16 protein-coding genes are annotated in these 17,076 nt (G+C 42.7%); 9 read left to right on the top strand and 7 right to left on the bottom strand.

From position 1 onward, the window contains the following. The first annotated feature begins 5 nt into the window (after positions 1–5). The 3 genes from V6Z54_RS09690 (at position 6) to V6Z54_RS09700 (ending at position 2,671) form a co-directional block, all read left to right on the top strand. The gene (locus V6Z54_RS09690) at positions 6–1,172 is read left to right on the top strand and encodes a CapA family protein (protein WP_338527269.1); all 1,167 of its coding nucleotides are present in this window, start codon (positions 6–8) and stop codon (positions 1,170–1,172) included. Then, a complete protein-coding gene (locus V6Z54_RS09695) occupies positions 1,169–1,339 on the top strand; it encodes a hypothetical protein (protein ID WP_175297112.1) in 171 nt (56 codons plus the stop codon). The genes V6Z54_RS09690 and V6Z54_RS09695 overlap by 4 nt, the downstream gene beginning before the upstream one ends. A gap of 108 nt (positions 1,340–1,447) precedes the next feature. Continuing rightward, the gene (locus tag V6Z54_RS09700; RefSeq protein ID WP_041087941.1) at positions 1,448–2,671 is read left to right on the top strand and encodes a C40 family peptidase; all 1,224 of its coding nucleotides are present in this window, start codon (positions 1,448–1,450) and stop codon (positions 2,669–2,671) included. Between the two features lie 56 nt (positions 2,672–2,727). On the opposite strand, the gene V6Z54_RS09705 is transcribed toward V6Z54_RS09700, so the two are convergent. Together V6Z54_RS09705 and V6Z54_RS09710 are read right to left on the bottom strand one after the other, a co-directional pair. Beyond that, on the bottom strand, positions 2,728–3,609 hold the full coding sequence (locus V6Z54_RS09705) for a Cof-type HAD-IIB family hydrolase (protein WP_175297113.1): 882 nt from the start codon (positions 3,607–3,609) through the stop codon (positions 2,728–2,730). Positions 3,610–3,973: 364 nt separating this feature from the next. Next, positions 3,974–4,939: an LCP family protein gene (locus V6Z54_RS09710; RefSeq protein WP_041087945.1), complete on the bottom strand. Its 966-nt coding sequence runs from the start codon at positions 4,937–4,939 to the stop codon at positions 3,974–3,976. Between the two features lie 257 nt (positions 4,940–5,196). On the opposite strand from V6Z54_RS09710, the gene V6Z54_RS09715 reads away from it, so the two are divergent. Further along, a complete protein-coding gene (locus V6Z54_RS09715; RefSeq protein WP_041087948.1) occupies positions 5,197–6,561 on the top strand; it encodes a sugar porter family MFS transporter in 1,365 nt (454 codons plus the stop codon). Between the two features lie 136 nt (positions 6,562–6,697). Continuing rightward, entirely contained in the window at positions 6,698–8,095 is a 1,398-nt protein-coding gene (locus tag V6Z54_RS09720) for a bifunctional glycosyltransferase family 2 protein/class I SAM-dependent methyltransferase (RefSeq protein WP_269102666.1), read from the top strand. A 13-nt stretch (positions 8,096–8,108) separates the two neighbouring features. Here the strand turns inward: V6Z54_RS09720 and V6Z54_RS09725 are convergent, their stop codons facing one another. The 5 genes from V6Z54_RS09725 to kduI all read right to left on the bottom strand — a co-directional run bounded on the left by V6Z54_RS09725 (position 8,109) and on the right by kduI (position 13,531). Then, positions 8,109–9,254, bottom strand: coding sequence for a Ger(x)C family spore germination protein (locus V6Z54_RS09725; RefSeq protein WP_338527270.1), 1,146 nt, complete (start codon positions 9,252–9,254; stop codon positions 8,109–8,111). Beyond that, the gene (locus tag V6Z54_RS09730; protein ID WP_041087953.1) at positions 9,251–10,351 is read right to left on the bottom strand and encodes a GerAB/ArcD/ProY family transporter; all 1,101 of its coding nucleotides are present in this window, start codon (positions 10,349–10,351) and stop codon (positions 9,251–9,253) included. The genes V6Z54_RS09725 and V6Z54_RS09730 overlap by 4 nt, the downstream gene beginning before the upstream one ends. 3 nt (positions 10,352–10,354) lie before the next feature. Further along, positions 10,355–11,821: a spore germination protein gene (locus V6Z54_RS09735; RefSeq protein ID WP_041087955.1), complete on the bottom strand. Its 1,467-nt coding sequence runs from the start codon at positions 11,819–11,821 to the stop codon at positions 10,355–10,357. Between the two features lie 103 nt (positions 11,822–11,924). After that, a complete protein-coding gene (gene kduD, locus V6Z54_RS09740) occupies positions 11,925–12,695 on the bottom strand; it encodes a 2-dehydro-3-deoxy-D-gluconate 5-dehydrogenase KduD (protein WP_041087957.1) in 771 nt (256 codons plus the stop codon). Positions 12,696–12,703: 8 nt separating this feature from the next. Further along, positions 12,704–13,531 carry a 5-dehydro-4-deoxy-D-glucuronate isomerase gene (gene kduI, locus V6Z54_RS09745; RefSeq protein WP_041087959.1) on the bottom strand — a complete coding sequence of 276 codons (828 nt, stop codon included), beginning with the start codon at positions 13,529–13,531 and terminating at the stop codon, positions 12,704–12,706. Positions 13,532–13,786: 255 nt separating this feature from the next. Here kduI and V6Z54_RS09750 point away from each other — a divergent pair, with 255 nt between their 5' ends. From V6Z54_RS09750 to V6Z54_RS09765, 4 genes are all read left to right on the top strand, one after another. Continuing rightward, positions 13,787–14,797 (top strand): LacI family DNA-binding transcriptional regulator, encoded by a 1,011-nt coding sequence (locus tag V6Z54_RS09750; protein WP_338527271.1) that lies wholly within the window; start codon positions 13,787–13,789, stop codon positions 14,795–14,797. Between the two features lie 86 nt (positions 14,798–14,883). Beyond that, positions 14,884–15,900: a sugar kinase gene (locus V6Z54_RS09755; RefSeq protein ID WP_041087963.1), complete on the top strand. Its 1,017-nt coding sequence runs from the start codon at positions 14,884–14,886 to the stop codon at positions 15,898–15,900. Further along, positions 15,872–16,471 (top strand): bifunctional 4-hydroxy-2-oxoglutarate aldolase/2-dehydro-3-deoxy-phosphogluconate aldolase, encoded by a 600-nt coding sequence (locus tag V6Z54_RS09760; protein ID WP_073978898.1) that lies wholly within the window; start codon positions 15,872–15,874, stop codon positions 16,469–16,471. The genes V6Z54_RS09755 and V6Z54_RS09760 overlap by 29 nt, the downstream gene beginning before the upstream one ends. A 120-nt stretch (positions 16,472–16,591) precedes the next feature. Continuing rightward, positions 16,592–17,047, top strand: coding sequence for a GNAT family N-acetyltransferase (locus V6Z54_RS09765; protein ID WP_041087967.1), 456 nt, complete (start codon positions 16,592–16,594; stop codon positions 17,045–17,047). The last annotated feature ends 29 nt before the right edge of the window (positions 17,048–17,076 follow it).

The following is a 17,076-nucleotide window of genomic DNA, read 5'->3' on the forward strand; positions in this document are numbered from 1 at the left end:
CAATGATGAATAAAAAATTGAGCTTTCAGGAAAAGCTGCTGAAAATCACAAAGAATCAAAAGAAAAAGACGAATAAACACGTACTAATTGCTTTACCGATCGTTATTGCTTGTACATTTCTATTTACGTTTATCGGGAAAGCACAAGTGCCAACTGTACAAAAGAATCCAGAAAACATCCTGACCGCTTCGTTTGTCGGTGACATTATGTTTGGAAGAAACGTAGAGAAAGTAACAGACCGCTATGGAAAACAGCATCTCTTTCGCTATGCGAAGCCATATTTTGATGTGTCAGATTATATGACAGGCAACTTTGAGCATCCAGTCGCATCAGATAAAGAACAGGCAGCCCAAAAGAATATTCATTTAAAAACAGATGAAAATTCTGTCCAAGCGTTGAAGGATTTAAATTTCTCAGTGTTAAACTTTGCGAATAACCATGCGGCAGACTATGGTGAAAAAGGGCTGAACAACACGATCAATGCCTTTGAACAAGCTGGCATGGATTATACAGGTGCAGGTCGTAATCTCCAAGATGCGAAGCAGAACATTTCGTACAAAGAAGTAAATGGTGTCAAAATTGCTACACTTGGTTTTACAGATGTGTATGGGAAAGATTTCAAAGCAACGAATCGCCAGGCGGGTATTCTGCCAGCCGATCCATCTATCTTTATTCCGATGATTTCGCAGGCTGCTGAAAAGGCAGATATCGTCGTTGTTCATGCTCACTGGGGACAGGAGTACAACAATGAAGTAAACGACAGACAAAGAGAATTGGCAAGAGCGATGTCTAAGGCCGGAGCCGATATCATTATCGGTGCTCACCCGCACGTCCTTGAACCAATGGAAGTCTATAACGGAACGGCGATTTTCTATAGCCTAGGCAACTTTATCTTTGACCAAGGCTGGTCAAGAACACGTGATTCTGCACTTGTTCAGTATCATCTGAATGAAGATGGAAAAGCGACATTTGAAGTTGTCCCAATGTACATTAAAGAAGCAACACCTGCCCCAGTAAAAGCAGGATCTCTTGAATCAAAAGCCATTATCCGTATGCTGACCAATGGAACGAATGCGGATTGGAAAGAAAAAGACGGACACATTTTCTTTGAAGTAGATCACGCTGATAAAGTTAAAAACTTAAAAGAAAACGGAGGGAAAGAGAAGAAATGAAATTCCTAAAAGCAATTTGGCCGTTTGTTGCGTTAATTTTAGTCTTTGTCTTTATGTCTGCTTTTAAATTTAGTGACAGTCTGACAGATCACGAGAAACAAAAGATTTCTGTTGAAATGCAGAAAATTGAACAGCAAAAGCAGTCAAAAGCGGAAGCAGGTAAATAACCTAAATAGGATAAAGGGCACGCACATCGCGTGCTCTTTTTTTGTCGAAAAAGGGTGTAAAATGAAAGGTGTCATGCCGAAACTATAGAAGATAGGAGGGAAAGGATCATGAAATGGAAAGGAATGCTGATTGGAGGTTGTGCACTCGTAGGGCTGATGTTCATGTCCCAATCAGCAGTATCTGCTCAAACACCATCTCTTTTGGAACAAGCGGAAAAGCTGATTGGAACACCTTATCATAAAGGAGGAACCGATCCTAAAACGGGCTTTGATGCATCTGGTTTTATTCAATATGTGTACAAGACATCCGAAACATTTGATTTGCCACGGAAGGTAATTGACCAATATCAGATTGGAAAAAAGGTATCATGGGATAAAGCGCAGCCAGGTGATCTTGTGTTTTTCCGAAGTCTTGAAGAAACGAAGGATATCCCAACACATGTGGCGTTGTACGCTGGGAACGATCAGGTCATCCACATCACGCTTAGTCAAGGTGTGGTGAAAACGGATGTCAGCAAAAGTAAATATTGGACAGACCGGCTTTATACGGTCAAACGCCTGCCCGGCACACAAGAAATTTCTGATGACCCTCTTGTGAAAGATGCGATGACCTATTTAGGAATTCCTTATGTATTTGGAGGAGCAGATCCAAAGACTGGATTTGATTGCTCAGGTTTTTTACAGTATTTATTTGAAAAATCACTTGGAATTTATTTACCTCGAAGTGCTGAACAGCAGTGGATCGTTGGAGAAAAAGTGGCATTAGACAATATTCGCCCTGGGGATTTTGTCTTTTTTAGCAACACATATAAGCCAGGAATTTCTCATGTAGGTATGTATATTGGAGGCGACCGCTTTATTCATGCGAGCCGTTCTGAAAGTGTGACAATTTCTTATTTGTCTGAATCGTATTGGCGTGAAAAATGGACAGGTGCGAAACGATTAACAGATCAGGAGCTTTCGAAAGAGGACCCTATCGTATCAAAAGCCGCTACGTATATTGGCGAAGTTCCTTATGTCAAAGGCGGTACGAACCCAAAGCAAGGATTTGATACAGCAGGGTTCACACAGTACGTGTATCAAGAAGTGCTTGGCATTGAGTTGCCCCGCTATGCATCAGGTCAAGTCAAAGCAGGTACGCCTGTGAAACGTTCTGAGCTTCAGCCGGGAGATCTTGTCTTCTTCAGCGGGACATCTTTGATGCCAGCAATTTATGCAGGATCAAATCAAGTCATTCATGTGACTGTCTCAAACGGTGTTGTCTTAACCAATATGAAAACAAGTACGTACTGGAAGGACAAATATGAAACGGCTGTTAGGATCAAAAAATAAAGAAAAAGCCCGATCAATACTTGTATCGGACTTCTGGACTTCTCTCTAGGCGCTGATCAGACAAGCGTCTTTTTTTCATGGAATTGATTTTGTAAAAGAAGATCAATAAAATAAGCGACACCATCTTCATGATTCCCTTTTGTGATGTAAGTGCTCTTTTCTTTAATGACATCAACCGCATTCCCCATTGCAATGCGGTGGCCTGATTCTTCAAACATAGAAAGGTCGTTTGGGCTGTCACCAATTGCATAAATATGTGAGCGGTCTACACCATAATGGGCTGCGAGCTTTTTCAGGGCATGTCCTTTTCCAGACTCTTTTGGCAGCACCTCAATAATATGTTTTCCAGACGAGGTCAATGAAAGCTCGGGCATGTCTGCCAAAAGATTTCGTGCTTCGGTCAGTTTGTTCATATCAAACGAGAAGCAGAGTAATTTATAGGTCGGCTCATTCGACTCAAAAATCTGACGGATATCATCCACTGGTTTGATGCCAAATTGTTTAAATTGCGTCATGGCTCCCTCCCATAGATCAGCGAGATCCTCATTTGGGTTTGCGCTTTCGATCAGATCAAATTCTGCTTTCAGCTTCTCTTTTCCATCGTAAGGGGAGAGGAGAGCATCGTCCGTATAGACTTCAAAGTAAATGTTTCGTTCCACTAATGCCTTAGCAGCCCGTTTGCCCGCTTCTTGGTCCAATGTGATTCGGCTGAAGAGCTCGTATCCTTCTGTATGGACAGTCCCGCCGTTTGCCGCAATAATGGGGAGGTCCAAATCGCCAAGCAGCTCCTTTACATCAAAAGTTGCCCGCCCTGTACAGATGGTCACAATATATCCAGCTTCCCTCGCACGAATCAATGCCTCTCGGTTTTGAGCGGATATTTCACTTTTTGTATTTAAGAGTGTACCGTCTAGATCAATCGCAATCATTTTTTTCATCGCTGTCAAATCCTCCTTCATTCATGCAATAGCCTCTTCAAAGTATGTACGATTTCCTTCATTTTCATAAAAAAAGGATGGTTGATTCCTCACTATCAAGGCTAAACAAAAATGAGCGAATGATCAAGGAAATAAGAAAAAGCGCCCCTTAGGGACGCTTCCAGCGTGTAGACAAACCCTCGCATTCGATGTCAGGTCTGCGCTCCGGTACTCACGAATCTCAAATTCGCTCTGTTCCGGTGCTCGCCCTTCCTAGGGCTGCAAAGGTTTTCTATCACGCTGAAAAGAAGACAAAGGGGCTAAAATAAACATCATTTTATCCCTTTGTCAATAATCTAGAAGCGCCCCAAAGGGACGCTTCTATTTATGATAATTCAAGCTGCTTTTTCAATTCAGTCTTCACTTCGTTCAGCTGGTTTTGATCCAATTGGTAATAATAGACCCCGTTTGGCTGGTAATCAGATCCTTTAAGCTGAATGGTATCCACTGATTTTAATGAAGTCAGAAGTGGGAAAAGACCGACTAACTCCTTCATAGAAAGGGTCGTTGACACATTATCACCGAGTGTATCAATGATATTGTCGTATGACGGAATAGATGTTAATGATTTTGATTTATCAAAAATGGCTTTTAATACTTCCATTTGACGCTGTCCACGCATTAAGTCACTATCTGCTTTTCTTGTTCTCACATATGCGAGCGCTTGATCACCATCTAGTGTATGAGTTCCCGTTTGAAGCACAACCTTGCCTTTTGTATCTTTTTTAATCTGTTTCACAAGGTAATCATCCTTGATGTTAATAGACACACCGTTTAATTCATTGACGATTTCTTTAAATGCTACAAAATTACTTTGGATGACAAAATCGACCGGAATATCTAGTAAATCTTCAACTGTACTTACTGTTAAATCTGCACCGCCAAATGCGTGTGCGTGAGTAATTTTATCAAAACCGTGGCCAGGAATATTAACGTATGAGTCCCTAGGAATGCTTAATAATTTAACGGTTTTATTTGTGCGGTTAATGGTTGCCAACACCATTGCATCGCTTCGTGCTTGTTTCACTGTTTCGCCCGGTCTGCTGTCAATTCCAAGCAGCAAGACAGAAAAGCTGTCTTTTCCTGGATCGAATGCTTCAATCCGTTTCACAGATTGTGCGCCGCGATCAAGAGATACTTGAGCCTTTTTAGCAGCATTTGTTATTTTATAGTAGGCATAGCCTGTGACTGAGGCAGTTGTTAGTAAAAGAATACTAATTATAAAAAGTGTGACTTTCACCCATGGTTTTAAACGCTTTTTCCCTTTGCGTTTACTTCGTGATTGATCCATATATTTTAAACCCTCGCTATGATTTTATAGTAAATATGTCCTTCTTTATGTTTACAAACTAAAACAAATATACCTTAAAACGGGATATAGTGCGACATTTTTTTCACTAACGCTTAATTGACGTTTGCTTCACGTAAAAAGTTTCAAAGATATACAAATGAAATATATTTGTCATAAAACATCGAAATGTTTGAAATGACAGGAAGTGAGGAAAATGACTTTTCATAGAGTACAGAGACAAAAGTGGGGTTATAAACATGAAAAATCGGAATGGATGGCTTTATTTCTTCGGCGCCCTTGGCGGTGCTTTATATGGCTATGATACAGGTGTCATCTCTGGCGCCATCTTATTTATGAAAGAGGATTTAGGTTTAAACGCATTTACAGAGGGGCTTGTCGTCAGTTCGATTTTAATCGGGGCTATGCTGGGTTCCTCTCTTTCTGGAAAGCTAACAGACCAATTTGGTCGGAAAAAAGCTATCATCGCCGCAGCTATTTTGTTTATTATCGGTGGATTTGGTACAGCTCTTGCCCCGAATACGGAAGTGATGGTCTTATTCCGAATTGTACTAGGGCTTGCTGTCGGGTGCTCGACAACGATTGTTCCATTATATTTATCTGAACTTGCGCCAAAGGAATCACGAGGGGCACTGTCCTCTTTAAATCAGCTCATGATCACATTTGGTATTCTTCTTGCCTATATTGTGAACTACGCTTTAGCGGATGCAGAGGCATGGCGTTTGATGCTTGGAATTGCGGTTGTTCCTTCTGTTCTTTTATTGTGTGGGATTTTGTTTATGCCGGAAAGTCCCCGCTGGCTGTTTGTCCACGGACAGGCTGACCGTGCGAAGGAGGTACTATCTAAACTCAGAAAAAGTAAGCAAGAAGTGGAAGAAGAAATTTCAGATATTCAAAAGGCGGAAAGTGAAGAAAAAGGCGGTTTTAAGGAATTATTTGAGCCTTGGGTACGCCCAGCATTGATTGCCGGTGTGGGCCTTGCCTTTCTGCAGCAGTTTATCGGTACAAATACGATCATTTACTATGCACCAAAAACATTCACAAGTGTTGGCTTTGGGAATTCTGCGGCGATTTTAGGAACTGTCGGAATTGGTGCAGTGAATGTCATTATGACGTTTGTCGCCATCAAAATCATTGACCGTGTAGGACGTAAAGCGCTGCTCCTATTCGGGAATGCAGGAATGGTCCTTAGTTTAATTGTCCTGTCAGTGGTCAACAGATTTTTCGAAGGGTCAACAGCTGCAGGATGGACAACCGTTATTTGTTTAGGTCTCTTTATCGTCATCTTTGCTGTCAGCTGGGGTCCAGTCGTTTGGGTGATGCTCCCAGAGCTGTTCCCCGTACATGTCCGAGGAATCGGTACAGGTGTCTCGACCTTCCTCCTTCATACAGGAAATTTAATCATCTCGCTTACATTCCCAGCTTTATTAAGCGCGATTGGTATCAGTAATCTCTTCCTCATCTATGCGGTCATCGGCGTAGGCGCCTTCTTATTTGTGAGATACTTGGTGACCGAAACGAAGGGGAAAAGTCTTGAAGAAATTGAAGGAGATTTAAAAAAGAGAAATCGTGTCGTCGCAAGTGACGAAGGGAAAACGGTGTGAACAATGGCCAGCTGCTGCGTGCAGCTGGTTTTTCTATGTTAAACAAACGTTTAATCAAGAAAGGACATTCCCACATCTTCTGAACGTGCTGCCTATCACATACATATGGAACAGGAGGGCGAAAGGTGGAAATGAGATGAAAGGGAAAACAAGCATTGTTATGCTGACATACAACGAACTGCACTTAACGAAAACATGTATTGACAGCATTAAAAAGCATACGAGCAGTGACCAATATGAACTCATCATCGTCGATAATGCGTCAACTGACGGCACGAAGGAATATGTAAGAGAGCTGGAAGATGTGATTTTCATTGATAATGAAGAGAATCAAGGTTTTGCAAAAGGATGTAATCAAGGGGCAAAAAAAGCTTCAGGAGATAGCATTCTCTTTTTAAATAATGATACGATCGTGACGGAAAATTGGCTTTCTCCATTAAAAGAGGCGTTATTCGCATCAGAACAGATTGGGATGGTGGGGCCAGTCTCCAATTATGTGAGCGGCCCTCAGATGGTCCAGCCATCATATACAGATGTGAAGGAGCTCCCAGCCTTTGCTAAGGAGTATACGTCTAAGAGAAAAGGGCAGAGAACTTATGTGCACCGGCTTGTGGGGTTTTGCTTGCTCGTGAAAAGAAAGATGATCGAGGATGTGGGGTTATTTGATGAGCGGTTCGTATATGGATCATTTGAGGATGACGATCTATGCTTACGTTCATTACTGAAAGGGTATCAGCTGCAAATTGTGCATGATTCCTTTGTGCATCATCATGGTCATGCTACCTTCAATGCCAATCAAGAAACGAACATCTCTACACTGTTTACTGAGAACAGACTTCGATTTTTAGATAAGTGGGGCATAGATCTAAATTTGATCACCCCTCATCCTTATTTTGCGGAATTACTCCCTGAGGACGCTACACACGTGCTGGATGTTGGGTGCGGCGCAGGGGCAACCGGGCTTGAACTAATGAATCGTCAGTCTGTTGACATGTACGGCGTAGAGGCGGATTCATTAAAAGCAGCGGTCGCAAAGGCGTATTATGAAGAAGTCATCGAGGCACATGCGGATAAATACCCATGGTCAGAGAAAGAGGCCTTTTTTGATGCGGTCATTTTTTCAGATGTTTTAGAGCATGTTTCAGATCCTTGGCACATCATTGAGCAAGCGCACGCATCTTTAAAGCCAGGCGGTGTCATCATCTGCTGCCTGCCTAACATGATGCATGCAGAGGTGCTTCTTCCTTTGATGGCAGGGGACTTTACGTATCAAGATGTAGGAATTTTAGACCGAACCCATATGCGGTTCTTCACACCAAACACGATGCGTGCGCTTTTCCCAGACCAATTGTTTGAACGCGTGATCGAACAGCGAATCAATGTACAGATTAATCAAAACGTCCAATTGTTTTTTGACGAAGTAGCAAGGATAGGGGCGTCACTTGGATTTCAAACAAAAGCGTTATCTGACCAAGTGACTTTGTATCAGCTTCTCATTGTCGTACGTAAAAAAGGCGGCCTCCCATTGGGATAACCGCCTTTTGGCATTACCATTTGAAGCTTTTTGTTGCGCCTTCTGCCCCAAAGTTCAAGATGCTGACTTTTACATCGTAATCGATGGCTGCTTCTTGGAATAGTCTATCCCACTCGGTACCATGCTGATCCCAATAGTCAGGATATTTTATACGGAACTGTTGGTTAAAAAATATAGGATCAACGCCCACTTCTTTTTGCACATGATGAACCGCTTTTTGAATATGTTCTTTAATTTTATGTGCAAAGATACGCTCAAATCGTTTGATGTACTGCTCATCGAATGAGTTTTCAGGAGGATTTTGATCCTCAGACAATTTTCCATTTGTTTGTACGCTAATTTTAAAGGATACCTTTCCATCTTTCAGATAGGGCTCAACCTTCGTTTTAGCTTTTTTTATTTCATACGTTATCGGATAACCTTTGTAGGTGGCAGGTACGACGCCGCCAGTGATACGGCCCATTACCCAGTTTAAAGATTGGACATCTTTTGCTGGGATAAAACCAATCAGCTTTCGGGTTTTCCCATTTATGATTCCTGCCCCATCATAAATAATTTCACTGTCGATCACATCTACACTTTGCACAAGGAAGCTAACACCCATCTGAAAGTAATCAGACGCCCGGCCAATACGTGTTGGCGGTGCGATCTTTCCGTTAAAGCTTTGGTTTTTGGATGTTTCAAAGATATGCTCAACCGGTACCTTCTGTTGAGACTTTAACTTTTGATTGACCACTTTTGACGCATCATCTCGTGACACGAGGAGATAGCTGCTGCGCCGAACCTCATCATCTCGAATAAAATGATTAAGTGTTCCTTGAATATCGTGATGCTCCGCTTGATTTCTGCCAAACAAGAAGATTTTCAGGTGATCACTATAGATCGGCGGGTCCTTCAAAGCGACATTACTGACAGCCTCAAGCACATTCTTTCCCTTCGAGACAACATTCACATAGCCAGGAGAATCGGCTTCTTGTGTTCCGCTTATTTTTGGTACAAGGTTTTGGTAGGTTAGCTTAACTCCATTCTCATCTTGTTCATCAATGCCAACACCGCGTACAAACGATAGTTTTTCAATATCCTTTAAGTCCCAGCAGCCAGCTGATAGAAAAAAAAGACAGCAGGAAAAAAAGAATAACAGTATACGCCTGGCTTTCATGTAGAACGACCTCCCCATTTTTTGCGTATCATCAGCAGGATAGCTGTAATAAAAGGAATGGCTAATACCGCGAACAATGCGTAGCCGAGTAAAGTAGAGTAGTAAAAGACTTCATTGATATTTTTAGGGAAAAGTGAGAGTGCTGATGTAATTAAAAATAGCAGCCATAGCAGTCTTGTTATATTGGTTGTTTTAAAAACGGTGAAGCAGCCTTTAATCGCAAACTGGAAAAAGCCCAGCATACAAATGAACTGCTGGCACGTCCAAATTGTCAGTAAGAATATATCAAATCGTTCGATAAACACCCCTTCAAGTTCAAGCGCTTGAATGAGGGAAACCGTCGGCCAAGTGAGAGATTTTGTTTCTCCTACTGTCATGGAGCCGATTACAATAAAAAGTGTGAGTGAGTAAACGAGGGTTGTAATGCCAACTCCAATGGCAGCAGCCCATTTCGCCTTCGACCACTTGTCTTTATAAATGAGTGGCACGACAAACAAAATCACTTCAAACCCTGTAAATTGAATAAAGGTTTGAGAGAACAGGTTACTAAAATCTTTAAAACCATGCGCCATCACAGGGCGCAAATAATCAAAATCAAATATTTTTAAACAAAACAGCATGAGCGCTATGTAAATGACCATTGTGATCGGATAAATATAGGTCACCATTTTGACGACTGGAAGGATACCGCTTTTTAAATGATAGATCGCCACAAGTAAAAATATCATCACAATCACGGTCATGGGAGTCGATTGTAGTAGGAAAAACTGAACCACTTCCCCAAGGACACGTGCTTCAAAGCCGACAATGCCAAGTAAATAGGCGATCAGCATTAAATTAAAGATCGTGCCAAAGAATGCCCCTGCTCCTTTTGTATTTGACTCAAAGATGGTGTCTGGTGCATTCTTTTCGGCAATCCACCCCAACAAAAAAGCAACGAAAGCAAAGATGACTCCCTGTATTAATACAATGATCCAGCCATCAGGGAATCCTGAATTGGCAGAACTGCGTGGAATGGTTAAAATTCCAGCGCCTATCATTGTAGAGCTGCACAGAATGGTGACTTGTAACAATGATAGCTTTTCAGGTCTGTACATCGTTTAATCTCCTTGTCTTTTGAGATTTTTTATTTTTGCTGTTTTTGGTCTAGATTTAAATAGCCCGATTGGTAAACGAACGTACGTATCCTTTAAATCTGAAAACGGTGAAGACAACACTGGTGTGAAATAGTCAAAACCAAAAGTCTTTAACTGCATCAAGTGACAAAGCACAAATAAATAACACATGATTAAACCGTATAATCCAAACAATGCTGAACTAAAAATGGCCATAAACCGCAAAATACGCAGTGGGAAACTAAAATCATATGACGGTGCCGTGAAGTCAGCCAGTGCGGTCAGCGACACAATAATCACCATTAAGGCACTGACGATATTGGCTTGGACAGCTGCCTGACCAATAATAACGCCGCCAATGAGTCCAATTGTCTGTCCAATGGCTCTTGGAAGCCGTAGTCCAGCTTCCCGCAGAAGCTCTATTGTAAAAGACATGAGAATGGCTTCGACAACAGGAGGGAAGGGAACATTCTGCCGGCTACCTGCGATGGTGAGTGCCATTCTTGTCGGTAATAAACCGGGATGATAAGAGACGAGAGCAATATAAAGCCCGGGTAAAAAAATCGTGAGCAGAACGGCAATATAACGAAGTAAACGCAAAAGAGTCGCGCTTGTCCACCTCTGATAATAATCCTCCGGTGATTGCATTAAAGCTGTAAGTGTCATAGGTAAAATGAGGGCAAAAGGAGTCCCATCGAGCAAAATCGAGACTTTGCCTTCAAGCACAGATGCAATCACCCGGTCAGGACGTTCTGTGTTTTGAATCTGTGGAAAAATGGAGATGTGACTGTCCTCAATCAACTGTTCAATATAGCCGGTTTCGGGGATGTCATCCATTTTGATTTCGGCCATGCGTGATAGAACATCTTCTACTAGTTTAGGATCAGCAATATCACGAACATATACAAGAGCAGCGGATTTTTTATTGCGAGTACCTATACTTACTTTTTGAATCACAAGATTAGGGTCGTTTGCCCGTTCACGGAGTAAAGCCGTGTTTTTTTCAAGATTCTCAATAAATCCGATCCGCGGTCCTCTTACAAGAACTTCAGATTGCGGCTCTTCTACTTCCCTAAATTGAAAAAGATTTGTATGGAGTGCAAGTGCTTGAGCCGCTCCATCTACAAATAAAATAGCCTTGCCGCTATATAACTGCTCGATGGCAAGGTTCATATCATCCAGCACATCACTTTGAATGCCAAAGAACGTTTTTGAAAGGGAGGAAAGAGTAGCAGAACCTACCTCAGTGATGTCCAGTTCCTTTTGCATTGGTGAAATGATTTGCTTAGAAAGCAACTCAAATTCTGTGAGTCCTTCAACGTACACGAGACATGCAGAAATAGTGGAAGGACCAAATGAAAAAGAGTGGAACACGATATCATCACTTCTTCCGGCAAAGCTTTTGACACGCTTAATGACGGACGCTATATCTTGTTCAATACGACTTTTCATAATACCTCACCCTCATCACATGTTTTTTATAGAGTGACTCGGAAGGTGGAGAATTATGCAAATAGAAAAAAGAGAATCCCCGAATAGGAATTCTCTCGTATATTTATCTCGCAAGCCAGCCCCCATCAACTGCTAAAATGTGGCCGTTCATATAATCAGAAGCTGGTGAGCTAAGGAAAACAGCAGCACCGGCTAGATCCTCAGGCTTTCCCCAGCGTCCGGCGGGGATTCGTTTGAGAATCTCTTCATTTCGATTTTCATCGTCCCGAATGGCTTGTGTGTTATTGGTCGCAATATACCCAGGAGCAATCGCATTCACTTGAATATGCTGGCTCGCCCATTCGTTTGCAAAAGCCTTCGTCAGCCCTGCGACTGCATGCTTGCTTGCTGTATAAGCAGGGACAAAAACGCCGCCTTGAAACGATAGAAGGGAGGCGATATTGACGATTTTCCCTTGCCCGTTTTTCAGCATCTGCTGTCCAACCTTTTGCGTGAGGAAAAAGAGACTGTTGATATTCACATCCATGACTGTATGCCAATCTTCCTCTGAATAGTGAACCGCCTGCTCTCTTTTGATGGTTCCAGCATTATTGATTAAAATATCAATCGTATGCTTCTTTAATATGGCGTCGACATCCTGCTTTGCAGTTTGAGGATCGGAAAAGTCAACCTGAATCGCATGAAATGTTCGGCCTGCCTGTTCGACAAGCGCCTTTGTTTCTTCAAGCGGTGTATGATGATATGTGCCGATGATATCTGCACCTGATTTGGCAAGCGCCACGGCAATGCCTTGCCCAATGCCAGTTCCAGGGCCTGTCACAAGGGCTGTTTTTCCTTCAAGGGAAAAGAGGGACGCTGCATATGATGTTGTCATCACCCTCGTTACCTCAGCTGATCCATTGGGACAAAGTCCATATCTTTGAACGTATAGTTTTCGCCCGCCATTGCCCAAATAAATGAATAATTTGCTGTACCTGAGCCTGAATGAATGGACCAGGCAGGTGAAATGACAGCTTCCTCATTTGCCACAACAAGATGTCTTGTTTCAGATGGCTCCCCCATAAAATGAAAGACTCGTGCATCCTCTTCAATATCAAGATATAAGTAGACTTCCATCCGGCGGTCGTGAATATGAGCGGGCATCGTGTTCCACGTGTTATTGGTTTCAAGCTGAGTGATTCCCATCATGAGCTGACAGCTTTGGATGCCGTCTGCATGGATGACTTGATACAGGTTTCGTACATTGGAGGCAGCTGCTTCCCCTAAGTGGTTTGGTGTTAATTCAGCGATGGCTGCTTTTTGCGTAGGGTACGCTCTATGAGCCGTGGCTGAAACTAGATAGAACTTGGCCTCGTCGCCTGATGAACTAGCAAACTGTACATCTTCGTGACCAAGACCAATATATAAGAAATCTTTATGCTCCAGCACAAAGGCCTCACCATCAACAGTGACCGTTCCTTGTCCGCCGACATTCACAATCCCGATTTCTCGTCTTTCAAGAAAATACTCCGTACGTAAAAAGTCCCCAGCATCTAGTGTGATCGGCTCTGCTGCCGGCATGGCTCCGCCGATCACCACGCGGTCCTCATGTGAGTAATAGAGCTTTAATTCACCACTGACAAATAGCGTAGGAATATGAAAATGACGACGAAGTTCCTCTGTTGTAAAACGTTTGACCTGCTCAGGATGTACAGCATAACGATTTTCCATTTGGATAAGCCTCCCTCATCTGAAACAAATATTGATATTTATTTGGTATCGGTTTCAAGGAAAATTCTAGAGGAAAAAGAGGGCGCAGTCAACCGTTAATTTGAAATCGCTTTCTTTTTCTCTAATTAGACAAATTTTTGCCATCATCAAGCAAAAAAATCTTCTGAAATGCATTCAATTATGATATGCTCTTTTTAAGTTTATTTGAAATCGGTTTCGAACCAAATGAGAAGATCAATTGTGGGAGTTTTTTGAATGAAAGAGAAAAAGCAAACGAAAGTCACAATTAATGAAGTAGCGGCTTATGCTGAGGTCTCGAAATCAACTGTCTCCAGATATATCAATGGCAGAACAAATGAAATTTCTTCTGAAAAGGTAAAAAAAATCAAGAAGGCCATTGAGGAACTCCATTATCGTCCGAGTCAGCTTGCTCAAGGACTAAAAGTCAGAAAAAGTAAGGTCATTGGGTTTATTGTAGCCGACATTACGAATCCATTCTCTGTGGCAACACTTCGCGGGGTCGAAGAGATTTGTGATGAATATGGATACAGCATCATGGTATGCAACACAGATAATCGTCCAGAAAAAGAACGGGAAATGCTCCTTAAGCTGAATGCACATTATATTGAAGGGCTCATCATCAATACGACAGGACAGAACAATGACATTCTGGAGGATTTTAAGAAAAACGGTGTGCCGATTGTTCTTGTGGACCGGAAATTGCCTGAACTAAAAGTCGACACAGTGACCACGAACAACCGTGATATCACAATCCGCCTACTCCAACAAATGTATGAGAAAGGCTATGATCACATCGCATTCTTTACTGAGCCCGTCGATGGAATCAGTCCTCGTGAAGAACGAAAGGAAGCATATGAACAGACAGCTTTGAGTAAACATAAGAAGCCGGTCATTGCAGAAATTGATTTAAAGCAAAAGGAACAAATGCGCGAAGAGATTGTCCGTTTTTTACAATCAAACGAACAGAAAAAAGCGATTTTAGCAGGCAATGGATTACTCATGCTGAAGCTGATTAGTGAACTTGTAGAGCTTGGGATGAAGATTCCTGATGAGATAGGTATTGCAGGATTTGATGATACAGAATGGTATAAGCTGATTGGCCCTGGAATCACGACGGTTGCCCAGCCATCTCATGAAATGGGAAAAGCAGCCATGCAAAAAATCAAGACACGGCTGGAAGGGGATGAAAGTGCACCCCAAACGATTCAGCTTGATGGTGAAATCGTTGTAAGGAAATCTTTATAAATGATAGGCAGAGAAGAGTATACATACGTGCATGCTCTCTCTTTTTCAACTGATTTGAAACCGGTACCGAGAAAGGGGAGAAATGAGTGAAAGCATTGGATGCGGTCACATTTGGGGAATCCATGGCGATGTTTTATGCAAAGGAAATTGGGGAGCTTCATCAAGTGCATACATTCCAAAAGGCGCTTGCTGGTGCAGAAAGTAACGTGGCTGTCGGTTTGGCGAGGCTGGGCTTTCATGTGGGCTGGATGAGCAAAGTCGGAGCAGATTCACTTGGCACATTTATTTTAGAAGAGCTTCAAAAAGAAGGGGTCGATACAAGTGCAGTGCTCCGTTCAAATGATGGGTCTCAAACGGGGATCTTGCTTAAATCAAAAGTGATCGATGGAGACCCTGACGTCACGTATTATCGGAAAGGCTCTGCTGCGAGCACAATGAGTCCAAGCGACTTTCCCGCCACCTATTTCAAACAGGCAGGCCACCTTCATATGACTGGTATTCCGCCTGCTCTATCCAGTGAAATGAGAGCGTTTTCTTTTCGTGCCCTTCAAGAAATGAAAGCAGCGGGCAAAACCATTTCATTTGATCCAAATCTTCGACTTCAGCTATGGGAAGAAGAGGAAGATATGATTCAGACGGTGAATCATATCGCTTCGCAAGTGGATTGGCTTTTTCCAGGGCTTGCAGAAGGACAAAGACTCACGGATTGTCACGAGCCAGAAGAGATTGCAGATGTTTATTTGCAAAAAGGCGTCAAGCTAGTGGTCATTAAGCTAGGGGCAGAAGGTGCCTTTTATAAAAGTGCAGCCGGACAAGGAGTTGTGAATGGATTTTATGTGCAGGATGTCGTAGATACAGTCGGAGCTGGTGATGGATTTGCAGTGGGGGTTATCAGCGGCTTGCTTGACGGCTTATCAGATGAAAAATCCGTGACAAGAGGCAATGCGGTTGGGGCACTTGCAGTGATGTCTCCTGGCGATAAGGATGGACTGCCTACCCGAGAGGAGCTTCAAGCTTTTATGAAAGAAGCCAAGCGATATCAAAGGCGGGATTACATGAAAGGGGATGAGAGATATGGGAAAGTCAGCAAGTTTGAACGTTAAAAAGCAGCTCGCGTCTTGTAAATTGATCGCAGTGGTGAGAGCGGGTAGTGAAACAGAAGGCATTGAAATGATTGAGCGTTTAAAGAAAAAAGGGGTCCGTGCCATTGAAGTGACGTATACCACGCCAAATGCTGAACGCATTATCGCATCCTTTCAACAGGAGCAAGACCTCGTTGTAGGAGCGGGAACGATTACGACACTGGAGCAGGCACAATCAGCTGTTGAGGCAGGCTCACAGTTTATCGTCAGTCCAGGATATCTTCCTATGATTGGAGAACATCTCTCATTTTACGACACACTCTATGTACCAGGGGTTCTCACCCCGAGTGAAATCATGCAGGCGAAAGCAAATGGCTACGGCTTGCTCAAGCTTTTCCCAAGCGGCTCCTTCGGTTTATCCTATATGAAAAACCTGCAAGGTCCATTTCCAGAGATTGAATTTATTCCTACGGGCGGCATTCATCCAGCTGATGTTCCGAAGTGGCTTCAAGCAGGCGCGGTGGCTGTCGGTGTCGGAAGTCAGCTTGAAAACAGTACAGCAGAGGAATTACAAGCCGTTCTTTCCTCATAAATACTTGTAAAACGAACAAACAATTGGCTCATAGATGCCAGTTGTTTGTTCGTTTATCTGACATAACAGCAGATAACCATTCAACTCTTCACGTACAATAATCTGGAAGGAGTGATGGAAATGTATATTCTACAAGATGAACTTACGGATGGACGAATTGATCAGCTGATTACTGCACATCTAGAAGAAATGAAGAAGCATTCGCCGCCAGAAAGCATTCATGCCCTTCCATTAACTGATTTAAAAAAGCAGGATGTCACCGTGTGGAGTGTGCGAGATGGAGAGGAGCTTCTTGGCTGCGGAGCGTTAAAGGAGCTGTCAAGTGAACATGGGGAAATCAAATCGATGAGAACCGCAGCCCTCCATATGCGAAAAGGTGTAGCGAGGTATATGCTGAATCATCTTCTCCAAGAGGCAAAACGGCGTGGCTATTCACGAGTCAGCTTAGAGACAGGGGCAATGGCTTTCTTTGAACCAGCAAGAAAATTATATGAGAGCGCTGGATTTCAGTATTGTCCGCCTTTTGATACATATCAAGAAGATCCAAACAGTTTATTTATGACAAAGGAATTATAGAGGTCGAGAGAGTATGCTTATAAGCAGCT

The sequence above is a fragment of the Bacillus sp. MAG717A genome, from assembly GCF_036884855.1.
GTDB lineage: Bacteria > Bacillota > Bacilli > Bacillales > Bacillaceae > Bacillus > Bacillus safensis.

Bases quoted from the DNA above. Each gene is read 5' to 3' on its own strand.
- V6Z54_RS09710 (WP_041087945.1), bottom strand. From the start codon at position 4,939: ATGGATCAATCACGAAGTAAACGCAAAGGGAAAAAGCGTTTAAAACCA.
- V6Z54_RS09715 (WP_041087948.1), top strand. From the start codon at position 5,197: ATGAAAAATCGGAATGGATGGCTTTATTTCTTCGGCGCCCTTGGCGGT.
- V6Z54_RS09705 (WP_175297113.1), bottom strand. From the start codon at position 3,609: ATGAAAAAAATGATTGCGATTGATCTAGACGGTACACTCTTAAATACA.
- V6Z54_RS09700 (WP_041087941.1), top strand. From the start codon at position 1,448: ATGAAATGGAAAGGAATGCTGATTGGAGGTTGTGCACTCGTAGGGCTG.
- V6Z54_RS09690 (WP_338527269.1), top strand. From the start codon at position 6: ATGAATAAAAAATTGAGCTTTCAGGAAAAGCTGCTGAAAATCACAAAG.
- V6Z54_RS09735 (WP_041087955.1), bottom strand. From the start codon at position 11,821: ATGAAAAGTCGTATTGAACAAGATATAGCGTCCGTCATTAAGCGTGTC.
- V6Z54_RS09720 (WP_269102666.1), top strand. From the start codon at position 6,698: ATGAAAGGGAAAACAAGCATTGTTATGCTGACATACAACGAACTGCAC.
- V6Z54_RS09750 (WP_338527271.1), top strand. From the start codon at position 13,787: ATGAAAGAGAAAAAGCAAACGAAAGTCACAATTAATGAAGTAGCGGCT.
- kduI (WP_041087959.1), bottom strand. From the start codon at position 13,531: ATGGAAAATCGTTATGCTGTACATCCTGAGCAGGTCAAACGTTTTACA.
- kduD (WP_041087957.1), bottom strand. From the start codon at position 12,695: ATGACAACATCATATGCAGCGTCCCTCTTTTCCCTTGAAGGAAAAACA.
- V6Z54_RS09725 (WP_338527270.1), bottom strand. From the start codon at position 9,254: ATGAAAGCCAGGCGTATACTGTTATTCTTTTTTTCCTGCTGTCTTTTT.
- V6Z54_RS09760 (WP_073978898.1), top strand. From the start codon at position 15,872: ATGGGAAAGTCAGCAAGTTTGAACGTTAAAAAGCAGCTCGCGTCTTGT.
- V6Z54_RS09765 (WP_041087967.1), top strand. From the start codon at position 16,592: ATGTATATTCTACAAGATGAACTTACGGATGGACGAATTGATCAGCTG.
- V6Z54_RS09730 (WP_041087953.1), bottom strand. From the start codon at position 10,351: ATGTACAGACCTGAAAAGCTATCATTGTTACAAGTCACCATTCTGTGC.
- V6Z54_RS09695 (WP_175297112.1), top strand. From the start codon at position 1,169: ATGAAATTCCTAAAAGCAATTTGGCCGTTTGTTGCGTTAATTTTAGTC.